The sequence below is a fragment of the Enterobacter sp. J49 genome (genome assembly GCF_002148625.1).
Classification (GTDB): Bacteria; Pseudomonadota; Gammaproteobacteria; order Enterobacterales; family Enterobacteriaceae; genus Enterobacter; species Enterobacter ludwigii.
On record NZ_MWPY01000014.1, the window covers coordinates 174,491 to 188,180 of the forward strand.

General features: G+C 55.7%; 13 protein-coding genes. 7 read left to right on the forward strand and 6 right to left on the reverse strand.

Annotated features, from left to right (window positions below):
- Positions 1-12: 12 nt before the first annotated feature.
- Together nirD and nirB are read right to left on the reverse strand one after the other, a co-directional pair.
- Entirely contained in the window at positions 13-339 is a 327-nt protein-coding gene (nirD, locus tag BJP35_RS01170; RefSeq protein ID WP_020884585.1) for a nitrite reductase small subunit NirD, read from the reverse strand.
- Entirely contained in the window at positions 336-2,879 is a 2,544-nt protein-coding gene (gene nirB / locus BJP35_RS01175) for a nitrite reductase large subunit NirB (protein WP_086462865.1), read from the reverse strand. The genes nirD and nirB overlap by 4 nt, the downstream gene beginning before the upstream one ends.
- 240 nt (positions 2,880-3,119) lie before the next feature.
- Between nirB and BJP35_RS01180 the strand changes: the two genes are divergently transcribed.
- On the forward strand, positions 3,120-4,436 hold the full coding sequence (locus tag BJP35_RS01180) for a cytosine deaminase (RefSeq protein WP_032679098.1): 1,317 nt from the start codon (positions 3,120-3,122) through the stop codon (positions 4,434-4,436).
- 4 nt (positions 4,437-4,440) lie between these two features.
- On the opposite strand, the gene tsgA is transcribed toward BJP35_RS01180, so the two are convergent.
- Positions 4,441-5,625 carry an MFS transporter TsgA gene (gene tsgA, locus BJP35_RS01185; RefSeq protein WP_020884588.1) on the reverse strand — a complete coding sequence of 395 codons (1,185 nt, stop codon included), beginning with the start codon at positions 5,623-5,625 and terminating at the stop codon, positions 4,441-4,443.
- A gap of 278 nt (positions 5,626-5,903) precedes the next feature.
- On the opposite strand from tsgA, the gene ppiA reads away from it, so the two are divergent.
- The 5 genes from ppiA (at position 5,904) to BJP35_RS01210 (ending at position 9,244) form a co-directional block, all read left to right on the forward strand.
- Entirely contained in the window at positions 5,904-6,476 is a 573-nt protein-coding gene (gene ppiA / locus BJP35_RS01190) for a peptidylprolyl isomerase A (protein ID WP_014171936.1), read from the forward strand.
- 107 nt (positions 6,477-6,583) lie between these two features.
- Complete coding sequence (locus tag BJP35_RS01195) at positions 6,584-6,751, forward strand: YhfG family protein (protein WP_014171935.1); 168 nt, start codon at positions 6,584-6,586, stop codon at positions 6,749-6,751.
- On the forward strand, positions 6,741-7,343 hold the full coding sequence (locus BJP35_RS01200; protein WP_025202869.1) for a putative adenosine monophosphate-protein transferase Fic: 603 nt from the start codon (positions 6,741-6,743) through the stop codon (positions 7,341-7,343). Before BJP35_RS01195 ends, BJP35_RS01200 begins: the two co-directional genes overlap by 11 nt.
- A 30-nt stretch (positions 7,344-7,373) precedes the next feature.
- The gene (gene pabA / locus BJP35_RS01205; protein ID WP_047742565.1) at positions 7,374-7,937 is read left to right on the forward strand and encodes an aminodeoxychorismate synthase component 2; all 564 of its coding nucleotides are present in this window, start codon (positions 7,374-7,376) and stop codon (positions 7,935-7,937) included.
- An 86-nt stretch (positions 7,938-8,023) separates the two neighbouring features.
- The gene (locus BJP35_RS01210; RefSeq protein ID WP_171032977.1) at positions 8,024-9,244 is read left to right on the forward strand and encodes an aspartate aminotransferase family protein; all 1,221 of its coding nucleotides are present in this window, start codon (positions 8,024-8,026) and stop codon (positions 9,242-9,244) included.
- Here the strand turns inward: BJP35_RS01210 and BJP35_RS01215 are convergent.
- Together BJP35_RS01215 and crp are read right to left on the reverse strand one after the other, a co-directional pair.
- On the reverse strand, positions 9,241-11,328 hold the full coding sequence (locus BJP35_RS01215; protein ID WP_020884592.1) for a YccS/YhfK family putative transporter: 2,088 nt from the start codon (positions 11,326-11,328) through the stop codon (positions 9,241-9,243). The genes BJP35_RS01210 and BJP35_RS01215 overlap by 4 nt on opposite strands.
- A 57-nt stretch (positions 11,329-11,385) precedes the next feature.
- Positions 11,386-12,018 (reverse strand): cAMP-activated global transcriptional regulator CRP, encoded by a 633-nt coding sequence (gene crp / locus BJP35_RS01220; RefSeq protein ID WP_000242758.1) that lies wholly within the window; start codon positions 12,016-12,018, stop codon positions 11,386-11,388.
- Positions 12,019-12,329: 311 nt separating this feature from the next.
- On the opposite strand from crp, the gene BJP35_RS01225 reads away from it, so the two are divergent.
- The gene (locus tag BJP35_RS01225) at positions 12,330-12,734 is read left to right on the forward strand and encodes an OsmC family protein (protein WP_025202873.1); all 405 of its coding nucleotides are present in this window, start codon (positions 12,330-12,332) and stop codon (positions 12,732-12,734) included.
- A gap of 65 nt (positions 12,735-12,799) precedes the next feature.
- Here BJP35_RS01225 and BJP35_RS01230 read toward each other — a convergent pair whose 3' ends face one another.
- Complete coding sequence (locus BJP35_RS01230) at positions 12,800-13,669, reverse strand: phosphoribulokinase (RefSeq protein ID WP_014171927.1); 870 nt, start codon at positions 13,667-13,669, stop codon at positions 12,800-12,802.
- Between the last annotated feature and the right edge of the window lie 21 nt (positions 13,670-13,690).

The following is a 13,690-nucleotide window of genomic DNA, read 5'->3' on the forward strand; positions in this document are numbered from 1 at the left end:
AAAGGCGAGAGATTAGCCTTTCAGCTGCACCTTACCGTCCTTCACGCGGACATCGTAGGGCTTCACGGAATAATGCTCATCTTCCATGCAATACCCGTCGCGTAAACGAAAACGCTGTTTCTTCAACGGGCTGGCGACCCAGAGTTCACCCTGATGCTCCGCGATTAATCCCCGGGACAGGACACTGGCCTCAAAGAACGGGTCGATATTGCTGATGGCAAAAACCTGTTCATCATGGCGAGGGCGAAATATCGCGACCTGCTCGTTACCCAGCAGGGCACAGACCCCGGTGGCAGGCAGAATGTCGTTAATGTTGCAGATGTTTACCCACTGGCTCATGCGTTTTCCTCCACCAGAGTCACCGGAATACGTTCATAAGGTGTCGCCGGACGATGTTGCTCGCGTTCTGCCACAACCTGCACATTCGGGTCGCGCTGGGTGCTGTTGATAAAGTGTCTGAAGCGAGTCTGCGCCGCCGGGGTGTTGACGGTTTCAGTCCACTCGCAGATCACCGCCTCGCGCAGGCGCGCCATTTCCGCTTCCAGATGGTCGTTCAGGCCCAGTTTGTCGTCAATGATGACCGATTTCAGGTACTCGATACCGCCTTCCAGGTTATCGAGCCAGGACGCGGTACGGGTCAGCTTATCGGCGGTACGGATGTAGAACATCATAAAGCGGTCGAGATACTGAATCAGCGTATCGCGGTCGAGGTCTGCAGCCAGCAGGTCTGCATGGCGTGGTTTCATGCCGCCGTTACCACAGACGTACAGGTTCCAGCCTTTCTCGGTGGCGATGATACCCACATCTTTACCCTGCGCTTCCGCACATTCGCGGGTACAGCCGGAGACGCCAAACTTCATTTTGTGCGGTGTACGGATGCCTTTGTAGCGGTTCTCCAGCTCCACACCGAAGCCGACGCTGTCGCCTACGCCGTAACGGCACCAGGTGCTGCCCACACAGGTTTTCGTCATACGCAGCGCTTTCGCGTAGGCGTGGCCGGTTTCGAATCCCGCGTCAATCAGCTGACGCCAGATTTCAGGCAGGTCATCTTTCTGCGCACCAAACAGGCCGATACGCTGAGAGCCGGTGATTTTGGTATACAGGTTAAATTCACGCGCGATGCGGCCAACGGCGACCAGCCCTTCCGGGGTGATTTCGCCACCGGCGGAGCGTGGGATGACGGAGTAAGTCCCGTCTTTCTGAATGTTCGCCAGGAAGTTATCGTTGGTATCCTGCAGCGGCGTATGCTCTGGTTTGAGAACGTACTCGTTCCAGCAGGAGGCCAGCAGGGAACCCACGGTAGGTTTACACACTTCACAGCCATAACCCTGGCCGTGTTTCGCCAGCAGTTCGTCGAAGGATTTGATGCCTTCCACGCGGATCAGGTGGTACAGCTCCTGGCGAGAGTAAGCGAAATGCTCGCACAGGTTATTGTTGACTTCGATACCCTGTTTCGCCAGTTCTGCGTTCAGAACCTGTGTGACCAGCGGGATACACCCACCGCAGCCGGTACCGGCTTTGGTTTCCGCCTTCAGGGCCGCGACGGTATGGCAGCCTTTATTGATGGCCGAAATCAGCATGCCTTTGGTCACATCGAAGCAGGAGCAAATCTGCGCGCTGTCGGGCAGTTTATCCACGCCGATGGACGGCTTACCGCTGGACGCATGCGCCGGAAGGATCAGCGCGTCCGGGTTTTCCGGCAGTTCGATGGCGTTCAAGACCAGCTGAAGCAGGTTACCGTAGTCGCTGGTATCGCCCACCAGCACCGCGCCGAGCAGGGTTTTGTTGTCCTGACTGACGATAAGACGTTTGTACACCTCTTTGCTTTCATCGAGGTAAACATAGCTGCGTGCGCCCGGCGTGCGGCCATGCGCATCGCCAATACCACCTACGTCTACGCCAAGCAGTTTCAGCTTGGCGCTCAGGTCAGCCCCTTCGAAGGCGTTCTGGTTGCCGAGAATATGGTCAACGGCAACCTGCGCCATTTTGTAGCCAGGCGCGACCAGGCCGTACACGCGGTTGTTCCAGCTGGCGCATTCGCCGATGGCGTAGATATCCGGGTCGGAGGTCTGGCAGGTATCGTTAATCATGATCCCGCCGCGCTGAGCGACGGCCAGACCGCACTGGGTGGCCAGCTTGTCGCGCGGGCGAATACCGGTAGAGAAGACGATAAAGTCCACTTCCAGTTCGCTGCCATCGGCAAAGCGCATGGTTTTCCGCGCTTCGGTGCCTTCCTGCACAATCTCTTTGGTATTTTTGCTGGTGTGAACCTTCACGCCCATGCTTTCGATTTTACGGCGCAGCTGGTCACCACCCATGTGGTCAAGCTGCTCTGCCATCAGCATCGGGGCAAATTCGATGACGTGGGTTTCAACACCGAGGTTTTTCAGCGCACCGGCGGCTTCCAGACCCAGCAGCCCCCCCCCGACCACGGCGCCACGTTTACTGCGGCGGGCACATGATTCGATCGCATTGAGATCTTCGATGGTACGATAAACGAAGCAATCCTGCGTTTCCGAGCCTTTGATCGGCGGGATCCACGGGTACGAGCCAGTCGCCATGATCAGCTTGTCGTAAAAAACCGTACGTCCGGCGCTGGAGTGGATCACTTTTTCCTGACGGTTGATGGTGATAGCGCGTTCGCCCACCAGCACTTTCACGCCATGCTTCTCGTAGAAACCATCGCGCACCAGAGAGAGCTCTTCAGCGGTATGATGGGAGAAGTAGGAAGACAAGTGCACACGGTCGTACGCCTTGCGGGGTTCTTCACAGAACACGGTAATATCGAACTGGTTAGCATCGGCTTTATCGAGAAGATCCTCAATAAAGCGGTGGCCGACCATGCCGTTACCGATGATAGCGAGTCTGACTTTGCTCATTTTTGCCTCGATTTCTTTTCTATTACTGCCTACCTTAACGATTCAGCAGGGGCACTTATTGATGCAAATCAAATACGCCTTCGCCTACTCCTTAGGTGGTATATGACTGATTTGTCAGGATTTTTATAAGTTGTGGAAATCGCTGGCTTTTCGAGGTCGCCGATTTTGTGTACAAATTAAGGGGCGCGTTGTCAAAAATGCGTACTCCCAAATTTCAGCCGCGTTTTTCAGGGGAAAGGCATGTCTACAACACCGCTTGGGCTTATTCAGAATGTTCGCTTACCGGGTCGCGAAGGGCTGTGGCAAATCGCCATTGAGCAGGGTCGTTTTGGTGGCATAACGCCGATGGGCGATACCGAAGACGAAAACGTAAGAATCTTAAACGCGCGTGGCGGCCTTGCCATCCCCCCGTTTATAGAACCGCATATCCACCTTGATACCACCCAGACGGCAGGCGAGCCGAGCTGGAACCAGTCCGGTACGCTGTTTGAAGGCATTGAGCGCTGGGCGGAGCGTAAGGCACTGCTTAGCCATGAAGATGTAAAAGCGCGCGCCTGGAAGACGCTGAAAGGGCAAATAGCTAACGGTATTCAGTTTGTGCGTACCCACGTGGACGTCTCTGACCCGACGCTCACCGCCCTGAAGGCCATGCTGGAGGTGAAGCAGGAGGTTGCGCCGTGGATCACGCTGCAAATCGTGGCGTTCCCGCAGGAAGGCATCCTTTCTTACCCGGACGGCGCGGCGCTCCTTGAGGAGGCGTTGAAGCTGGGTGCCGATGTGGTCGGGGCAATCCCGCATTTTGAATTCACCCGCGAGTATGGCGTGCAATCGCTGCACATTGCCTTTGAACTGGCGAAGAAATACGACCGTCCGCTGGATATCCACTGCGATGAAATTGACGATGAGCAGTCCCGATTTCTGGAAACGGTGGCCACCCTGGCTTATGAATCAGGGATGGGCCCGCGGGTCACGGCCAGCCATACCACGGCGATGCACTCCTATAACGGGGCATACACCTCGCGGCTTTTCCGCCTGCTGAAGATGTCAGGCATCAACTTTGTCGCCAATCCACTGGTGAATATCCATTTACAGGGGCGCTTTGACGATTATCCCAAACGACGCGGGATTACCCGAGTGAAGGAGCTGCTGGAGGCGGGGATCAACGTCTGTTTCGGGCATGATGATGTCTTCGACCCGTGGTACCCGCTTGGCACCGGCAATATGCTGCAGGTACTGCATATGGGGCTGCATGTGTGTCAGATGATGGGGTATTCTCAAATTGACAACGGTTTGAACCTGATAACCCACAACAGCGCCCGAACCTTTGGCCTGACGGATTACGGTATCGAAACGGGAAATCTGGCTAACCTGATCGTGCTGCCTGCGGAGAGCGGGTTTGAAGCGGTGCGCTGCCAGGTGCCGGCGCGCTGGTCGATTCGGGAGGGGCGAGTGATTGCTACGACGCAGCTTGCGCAGACGTGGATCAAAATGGACGACGTTGCGGAAGAGCACATCTTCACGAAAAACAGCCCCTTCGCTGAGCGCAAAGGGGCGTAGGGGATCAGTGGGACGCCGCTGCCGTATTATGCTGACGGTGGCGGGTCACAAAGCCCAGAACCAGGCACATCACAAACACCACCGCGTACAAACCGTTAGCGGTATGCAGCGCGGCCAGCGGTCCGCTGTGGGCGACGATCGGGCCGGTGACCACGAAGGTCAACATGGTGCCGATGGTGCCGCAGGTCAGCACGAAGTTCACCAGTTTCGGTGACGCTACTTTGGTCTGCAGAGAGCCCAGCGTAATGATAGAGGTGTAAATCGCACTGGAGAAGAAGCCCAGGGTCAGGATGAACCACGGCATATGCTCCGGTGAACCGTTAATGAACAAGTACATCAGCACGGTTGCCATGCCTGCCAGCACGGTCAGAATGCGCTGCAGGTCGAAGAAGCGCAGGATGAAGCTAAACGCCCACATGCCGAACATGTAAGACATCCAGAAATCGCTCACCAGTTTACCCGCGTCGTTCAGACTCATGCCCAGGCCTTTGGCGTATTCCGGTACCCAGGAGATAAAGCCCAGCTGACCGAGGATGTAGCACAGTGCGGCAACGGAGAGGAACAGTACGCCGATACCCCATTTCTCTTTCGCGACCGGCTCGTCCGTGGATTGCGCTTTTTTGCCCAGAACCGGGAATTCACAGCCGAAGGTCAGAATAAAGATTGCCACGTAGACCAGACCGATACAGGCATAAACCCAGTACCACTCAATGCTGCGTGCCAGCAGAACGGCCGCTACCATCGGGAAAATCATCCCCGCCATGCTGAAGAAGGAGTCGGTAAACAGCAGACGTGCGCCACGCTGACGACCTTCATACATATGGGTAATCAGGAACGTACCGATGGACATCGTAATACCGCTCACCAGACCCAGCACAAACATGGCGGCAGAGAACAGGGCGATGCTGTGGCTCACCATTAAACCCGCTACCGCGGCGACCATCAGCACGAAACCAAAACGCAGCTGCGTTTTCAGTGGAACAATTTCCATCAGCCAGGCATTCAGGAAAATGGAGATCAGGATCCCGGCGTTGAGGAAGGTAAAGGTGTTACTCATGCTGGAAACGGGCAGCTGGAAGTAGTCTGCGATATTACCCATCACCATCCCGGTGACGATCACCAACGCGCCGGTCAGGGCGTAGGAGAAGAAGCTGATCCATGTGAGCTTGATACGATTGCTGTTAGTCATGTCTGGCCTGTTCAGGAAAAGAAAAGCGCCCGAGGGGCGCTGAGAGCGGGCAGATTTTAGACATTAAAGTGATCCATTCATATCTTTTAAGAGAAATTCGAACGCTATTGCAGGTTTTTATGTGATTCAGATCACATTAATTGGCGTCATAACCAATCGTTTGCGTGGTTACAACTGTTTCAATTTCGTAAAATTAGGTAAAAGGCTGGTCTCCGTTCATACTGCTCTTTAGAATCAAGCCATTCGCTTTTTATACTGCGCTTTGTTAAGGAATTCTCATGCTCAAATCAACGCTGGCGGCTGTCGCAGCTGTGTTTGCTCTTTCTGCCGTTTCCCCTGCTGCGCTGGCAGCCAAAGGAGACCCTCACGTTCTGCTGACCACCTCCGCCGGGAATATTGAGCTGGAACTGAATAGCCAGAAAGCTCCGGTTTCTGTGAAAAACTTCCTCGACTACGTGAATAACGGTTTCTATAACGGCACCACTTTCCACCGTGTGATCCCGGGCTTTATGGTGCAGGGCGGTGGTTTTAACGAGCAAATGCAGCAAAAGCAGCCTAACGCACCGATTAAAAACGAAGCGGATAACGGCCTGCGCAACACTCGCGGTACCATCTCAATGGCGCGTACGGCAGATAAAGACAGCGCCACCAGCCAGTTCTTTATCAACGTGGCGGATAACGCCTTCCTCGACCACGGCCAGCGCGACTTCGGTTACGCGGTCTTCGGTAAAGTGGTGAAAGGGATGGATGTGGCTGACAAGATTTCTCAGGTGCAGTCCCATGACGTTGGCCCGTACCAGAATGTGCCGACAAAACCGGTTGTGATCCTCTCTGCAAAAGTTCTGCCGTAACCTTCTTTGACACGGGCGCTTCTCGCCCGTGTTTCGCTCCCCTCCCTGCGAAAGCGCGTTTTGCTGCTTATACTTGTGGCACACGGACATCTTCAGGGAGGCGTTAAGTGAAAAAACTCACCGATAAGCAAAAATCCCGTCTCTGGGAGCAGCAGCGAAACAGTAATTTCCAGGCCAGCCGCCGCCTTGAGGGGGTTGATAGCCCGCTCGTTACGCTAAACGCCCAGGATGCGCAAAGCCGTCTTGAAGAACTCAGGAGGCACTATGAGCGATAAAATCGGTGACGATCGTGACCCGTATCTCTACCCGGGTCTGAATGTGATGCGTAACCGTCTGAATATCCGCCAGGCTGACCGTCTTGCAAAGGCATCCTATGAGATCACCGCGCTGCGGGTGGCGACGCTCGGCTTAGGCCCCTCGGCGCCGGGGTTACCGCATCTCTGTGCAATCCACCGCCACCTTTATCAGGATATTTTTGACTGGGCGGGCGATATCCGCGAAATCGATATTTATCAGGGCGACACCCGCTTCTGCCACTTCGCCTACATCGAGAAAGAGGGCAATGTCCTGATGCAGGATCTCGAGGAAGAGGGGTATCTCAACGGTCTGCAGAAAGAGGAGTTTGTGGCCCGCCTGAGTCACTACTACTGTGAGATCAACGTGCTCCATCCCTTCCGGATTGGCAACGGTATCGCTCAGCGGATCTTCTTCGAACAACTTGCCATCCATGCAGGCTATCAGCTGAGCTGGAAAGATATCGACCCGGGCAAATGGGCGGCGGCCAACCAGAGCGGCGCAATGGGCGATTTAACGGCCCTGAACGCCATCTTTGCCAAAGTAGTGAGCGAAGCGCGGGAAACTGAGTAGAATAGGGCGGCACGTTTTTCTGGAGCCGCCATGATTCTGCTGATTGATAACTACGATTCCTTCACCTGGAACCTTTACCAGTATTTTTGTGAACTGGGTGCAGAGGTGGTGGTCCGCCGCAACGACGACATCAGCCTGGCCGAAATCGACGCGCTTGCCCCGCAGAAAATCGTTATCTCACCGGGGCCTTGCACGCCGTCGGAATCGGGCATTTCGCTGGATGTCATTCGTCACTACGCCGGTAAGCTGCCCATTCTTGGCGTCTGCCTGGGCCATCAGGCTATTGGGCAGGTGTTTGGTGCCACCATTGTGCGCGCCGCCAAAGTGATGCATGGCAAAACCGCGCCGGTGACCCATACCGGCACGGGCGTGTTTACGGGACTTAATAATCCGCTTACCGTGACGCGTTACCATTCGCTGGTCATTGACCCGCCAACGCTGCCGGAATGCTTTGAGGTTACCGCCTGGAGCGATACCCGGGAAATCATGGGGATTCGGCATCGTGAATGGGACCTCGAAGGGGTGCAATTCCACCCGGAGAGTATCCTCAGCGAGCAGGGACACCAGCTGCTGGCAAATTTCCTCAATCGTTGAATAGTGGTTGCCTTGCTGTGATTTTTTATGCATATTTTGTGATTATATTTTCACAATCACTGTGACATAAAATGGATGGTCATGACATGGCAACTGAACAATCTGCAATTACCCGCGCGACATTCGATGAAGTCATTCTGCCGATTTATGCACCGGCTGAGTTTATCCCGGTAAAAGGGAAAGGCAGCCGAGTCTGGGATCAGCAGGGGAAAGAGTATGTTGATTTCGCCGGTGGGATTGCGGTGACGGCGCTGGGTCATTGCCATCCTGCGCTGGTAGAGGCGCTGAAAACCCAGGGGGAAACCCTGTGGCATACCAGCAACGTCTTTACCAACGAACCGGCGCTGCGTCTGGGCCGTAAGTTAATCAGCGCGACTTTCGCCGAACGCGTGCTGTTTATGAACTCCGGTACCGAAGCGAACGAAACCGCCTTCAAGCTGGCGCGCTACTATGCCTCCACGCGTCACAGCCCGTACAAAACCAAAATCATTGCTTTCCACAACGCCTTCCACGGTCGCTCGCTGTTTACCGTTTCCGTCGGCGGACAGCCAAAGTATTCCGACGGTTTTGGACCAAAACCGGCCGATATTATCCATGTGCCGTTTAACGATCTCCATGCGGTAAAAGCGGTAATGGATGATCACACCTGTGCGGTGGTGGTGGAGCCGATCCAGGGAGAAGGCGGCGTAACGGCTGCCACGCCTGAGTTCCTGAAAGGGCTGCGCGACCTGTGCGATGAGCATCAGGCGCTGCTGGTATTTGATGAAGTGCAGTGCGGGATGGGCCGTACCGGCTCCCTGTTTGCCTACATGCATTACGGCGTGACGCCGGATATTCTGACCAGCGCCAAAGCGCTCGGCGGCGGCTTCCCGGTCAGTGCGGTATTAACGACGCAGGAGATTGCCTCCGCGTTCCACGTGGGTTCCCACGGCTCCACATACGGCGGCAACCCGCTGGCGAGTGCCGTCGCGGGTGCCGCGTTCGACATTATCAACACCCCTGAGGTTCTGAGCGGCGTCAACGCGAAGCGTGAGCTTTTCGTGAAGCATTTGCAGCAGATTGATGACCAGTATGACGTCTTCAGCGAGATCCGCGGGATGGGGTTACTGATCGGCGCGGAGCTGAAGCCACAGTACAAAGGCCGCGCGCGCGATTTCCTGCACGCCGCCGCCCATGAAGGGGTGATGGTGCTCAATGCCGGGCCGGACGTGATGCGCTTTGCGCCGTCGCTGGTGGTCGAAAATCAGGACATTGAAGACGGGTTAAACCGTTTTGCCGCGGCGGTCGCGAAGATCGTAAACGCTTAAGACTCCGTTCGCGTTAAGCGACGGGTTAACCATATCCCGTGGTGAGGGCGCTGACGCCATGCTACCGACGAAATGGTGTGCATGGTGTTCAGATGCCCGAGAACGCGCTGCAGATGCTGCTCCAGGGTGCTCATTGGCCCGTGGGTGAGCGTCTCTGGCGCCTCCAGAATGTTCGAATCCCCTGACTCGCCAGGCGCGTCATACTCGAGTCGCTGCTGACACCGCTGCAGGGCAATCTCACACGACTGCAGGTAGCGCTGCGCCAGATCGGGCGTCAGCATCGTATGTTCCCGCGCCAGCGTGGTCATGGCGTTGATATGCTCAACGATAAACTGGCTGTGCGTCACCCAGAGCTTCATGTCCGCCAGATAGTGCGAGTTAAAGCCGGGCTCCTGCATGGCCTGATTCAGCGAGTTAAACAGGGCGTTATGCGCCTGGTTGACCTTCATCCGCTGATACGCCAGCGGAGAGGGCTGCGGGTCGTCACTCAGGATCAGGCGAATGGCCTGCTGGTCGGCCTCCAGCGCATCATGGGCGTTCTGTCTGAGCAGCCCGCTTTGCCACTGAGGCCACAGCCAGACCATGCCGCCAAAGGCAATCAGGCAGCCAATCAGGGTATCGACCAGCCTGGCGATAATAAACTGCTCGCCGTTGAGCGTGAGCAACTGCAGGGTATACACCGCCGTTACCGTAAAGCCCACCATCGCCCAGCCGTAGTTTTTGCGGATGATCAGGTAGCTCACCATCGTGATCACCAGCATCCCTGCCAGCGTATAGCCTTCCGGCACGTGAAAGTGCAGCGTAACGCCCGCAATGATCAGCCCCGCCATCGTGCCGCCTGCCCGGTGCAGAATGCGCACTCGCGTCGCGCCATAGCCGTTCTGGGTGACAAACAGGATGGTCATTAAAATCCAGTACGGCTTGGGCAGATGCAGCGCCATGCCCATCAGGCTGGCAATGCTTAGCATCACGCTAATTCGCGCGGCGTTGCGCAGGGCAGATGATTTAAGGGAGAGGTAGCTTCTGAGCGCTGGCAGCAGCGGCAGGCGTTTTTGTTTGTCGGCCATCAGGTCGCGCGGATAAAGCGGACGCTGGGTTCGTAACACGCGGGCGATACGGCTGAAGTGCCAGGCGGCAAACTGACCCACCGGGTTGTCTTCATGCTGACGGGCAATCTTCTCCAGCGCGCCGAGCTGTTTGTCCATGTTAAAGCGCGTGGGGTAGCGGTGATACAGAATATCGTCAGCCAGCACCCGAAGGCGCGCGGAGACGGTTTGCGCGTTCCAGCGGATCACCGCTTCGGCATGGCTGCGCTCGACCAGTTTTTGCACCTCCTGCGGCTGGTGCAGGCTCACGGAGATATGCTCCTGTAAGTCCAGCCCCACCTGGAAGACGCGCAGTAGCCGCTTATATTCGTGGTTCTTATTGGCGGCGAGCATATGCAGCTGCTGATAACACTGGCTTATCAGGTCCACCACCTTTTGCTGACGCGTCAGCAGCGGCGGCAGTGATTTTTCTGGATCGGTATGCTGGGTGAGCAAGGTGTATTTGGCTTCACAGTAATCCGCCAGCTGCACGTAGAGCAGGCTCAGGGATTCCCGCAGCGGCTGTTCCCGCCACAGCCAGAACCAAAACCAGTTAAACAGTCCGTACCACAGCGTACCGAGGGCGTAGATCAGCAGCGGCTCCCACACCGGCATGTTACCCGCAAGGCTCAGCGTGAAGATGGCGGCAATCAGCGACGCGGGAAGCAAACGCGCGTGCAGTGAGCTGATTTCAGCGGTTACGCCCAGGGTCATCGCCAGGACGGTGAGGATCAGCGGCAGCGGGATATCGCGGGCCAGCAAAAGCTGCACGGCGAGGCTACAACCCGCAAACAGCGAGCCGCCCACGATCAGCCGTTTGAAAAAGCGCTTATGCGGTGTGTCCAGACCGGCAATGTTGCAGCAGGCGGGAACGAGAGAGAAGAGCAGACCTTGCTGAAGATGGCCCAGAATCAGGCCCACGGCCACAGGAAGGCACAACACCAGCGTTTGTCGCAGTGCGTAGTTAACTTCCGGGTGATAAATCAGCCTGCGCCACATGGGGAATAGAGACAAAAACGGCGTGACACCTTGCGATGGCACGCCGTTTGAGCGGAATTAACGCGTTCCGTAAACCACGATGGTTTTACCGTGTGCGGAGATCAGGTTCTGATCTTCCAGCATTTTCAGAATACGGCCCACTGTTTCACGGGAGCAACCGACAATCTGACCGATTTCCTGACGGGTAATTTTAATTTGCATGCCATCAGGGTGAGTCATCGCATCGGGTTGTTTCGCCAGATTCAGCAGGGTCTGAGCGATACGGCCGGTCACGTCCAGGAAGGCGAGGTTACCCACTTTCTCAGATGTCACCTGCAGACGGCGCGCCATCTGCGAAGAAAGACGCATCAGGATGTCAGGGTTAACCTGAATCAACTGACGGAATTTCTTGTAGGAAATTTCAGCCACTTCACATGCTGTCTTTGCACGAACCCAGGCGCTACGTTCCTGGCCTTCTTCAAACAGGCCCAGTTCACCGATGAAATCGCCCTGGTTCAGATAAGAAAGGATCATCTCTTTCCCTTCTTCATCTTTGATCAGCACTGCCACCGAGCCTTTGACGATGTAATACAACGTTTCCGCTTTTTCACCCTGGTGAATCAGCGTGCTCTTCGATGGGTACTTATGAATGTGGCAATGAGACAAGAACCATTCGAGAGTCGGGTCTGTTTGCGGTTTGCCAAGCACCATGCGCTGTTATCCTCTGTTATAAGCTGTCACCAGAGTCATAAGATGCATCCGGACTCTGGGGTTGCAATCGAATTCTTACCCATACCCTGGGAAGTCGGCTATCGTAACGTTTCGCAGCCAGTAAAGTTTGATGTCCTCTGCATACATGTGTAACGTCAATGTATTACTGTAGCATCCTGAGTGTTTTAGCATAGCTTTCGCCGCGTGTCTCCTGGTGTCTCGCTTCAGCATGACGCAGGTCGCCTTCCATTGCGAGAAATGTAACGCACGCGTAATCTGTCACCAAAAATGCAACGTTGGAGTGAGTGAATATGCAAGCGCGTGTGAAATGGGTTGAAGGTTTAACGTTCCTGGGCGAGTCCGCTTCAGGACACCAGATTTTGATGGATGGTAACTCCGGCGATAAAGCACCAAGCCCAATGGAAATGGTGCTGATGGCAGCAGGTGGATGCAGCGCAATTGATGTGGTGTCGATCCTGCAAAAAGGCCGTCACGATGTGACCGACTGCGAAGTAAAACTCACCTCAGAACGCCGCGAAGAGGCACCACGCCTGTTCACCCACATTAACCTGCATTTCATCGTCAGCGGGAAAGAACTGAAAGACGCGGCGGTCTCACGCGCGGTCGATCTTTCAGCGGAGAAATACTGCTCGGTCGCCTTAATGCTCGAGAAAGCGGTAAAAATTACGCATTCGTATGAAGTGATCGACGCCTGATATTGGGGGCATCGTTCACCCCGATGCCCTCACCGAAACCCTCTCCCACGCGGAGAGGGAAATCATCAGGCGATTTTCTTCCCTTCTATCAACCGCTGTACCAGCGGCATCATAATTAATTCCATTGCCAGCCCCATTTTTCCGCCCGGAACCACTAACGTATTCATGTGCGAAATAAACGAGCCCTGCAGCATCGCCAGCAGCCAGGGGTAATCAATGCCGTCGAGATTGCGGAAGTGGATAACCACAAAGCTCTCATCCAGCGACGGGATACTTTTGGCCGCGAACGGGTTAGAGGTGTCCACTGTCGGTACGCGCTGGAAGTTGATATGCGTGCGGGAGAACTGCGGCGTCAGGTAAGTAATGTAGTCTTCCATGGAGCGCACGACGGAATCCATCACCGCCTCGCGTGAATGGCCGCGCTCGCTGATGTCACGCGTCAGCTTCTGGATCCACTCAAGGTTCACGATGGGCACTACGCCAACCAGCAGATCCACGTGACGCGCCACGTCATGCTGCGGCGTCACCACGCCACCGTGCAACCCTTCGTAAAACAGGACGTCGGTCGGTTCCGGCAGCGGTTGCCAGGGGGTAAAAGTGCCTGGCACCTGGTTCCAGGGAACGGCTTCATCGTAGGTGTGCAGATATTTGCGTGACTGCCCCTTGCCGCTCTGGCCGTACTCCTGAAAGGTTTGCTCCAGCAGGCCGAAGTCATTGGCCTCCGGGCCGAAGTAGCTGATGTGTTTACCCAGATCGCGCGCCTTGCGGATAGCCATATCCATCTCCGGGCGCGTGTAGCGGTGAAAGCTATCGCCTTCGACCTCCGCCGCACGGAGATTCAGTTGGGCGAAAATCTTACGAAAAGCGAGGCTGGTCGTGGTGGTTCCCGCACCACTCGAACCCGTAACGGCAATAACCGGATGTCTGGCAGACATAGCAACTCCCTGACTGGAAAG

Excerpts from the sequence above, each read along its gene's own strand:
- nirD (WP_020884585.1), bottom strand. The coding sequence starts at position 339 with ATGAGCCAGTGGGTAAACATCTGCAACATTAACGACATTCTGCCTGCC.
- nirB (WP_086462865.1), bottom strand. The coding sequence starts at position 2,879 with ATGAGCAAAGTCAGACTCGCTATCATCGGTAACGGCATGGTCGGCCAC.
- BJP35_RS01180 (WP_032679098.1), top strand. The coding sequence starts at position 3,120 with ATGTCTACAACACCGCTTGGGCTTATTCAGAATGTTCGCTTACCGGGT.
- tsgA (WP_020884588.1), bottom strand. The coding sequence starts at position 5,625 with ATGACTAACAGCAATCGTATCAAGCTCACATGGATCAGCTTCTTCTCC.
- ppiA (WP_014171936.1), top strand. The coding sequence starts at position 5,904 with ATGCTCAAATCAACGCTGGCGGCTGTCGCAGCTGTGTTTGCTCTTTCT.
- BJP35_RS01200 (WP_025202869.1), top strand. The coding sequence starts at position 6,741 with ATGAGCGATAAAATCGGTGACGATCGTGACCCGTATCTCTACCCGGGT.
- pabA (WP_047742565.1), top strand. The coding sequence starts at position 7,374 with ATGATTCTGCTGATTGATAACTACGATTCCTTCACCTGGAACCTTTAC.
- BJP35_RS01210 (WP_171032977.1), top strand. The coding sequence starts at position 8,024 with ATGGCAACTGAACAATCTGCAATTACCCGCGCGACATTCGATGAAGTC.
- BJP35_RS01215 (WP_020884592.1), bottom strand. The coding sequence starts at position 11,328 with ATGTGGCGCAGGCTGATTTATCACCCGGAAGTTAACTACGCACTGCGA.
- crp (WP_000242758.1), bottom strand. The coding sequence starts at position 12,018 with ATGGTGCTTGGCAAACCGCAAACAGACCCGACTCTCGAATGGTTCTTG.
- BJP35_RS01225 (WP_025202873.1), top strand. The coding sequence starts at position 12,330 with ATGCAAGCGCGTGTGAAATGGGTTGAAGGTTTAACGTTCCTGGGCGAG.
- BJP35_RS01230 (WP_014171927.1), bottom strand. The coding sequence starts at position 13,669 with ATGTCTGCCAGACATCCGGTTATTGCCGTTACGGGTTCGAGTGGTGCG.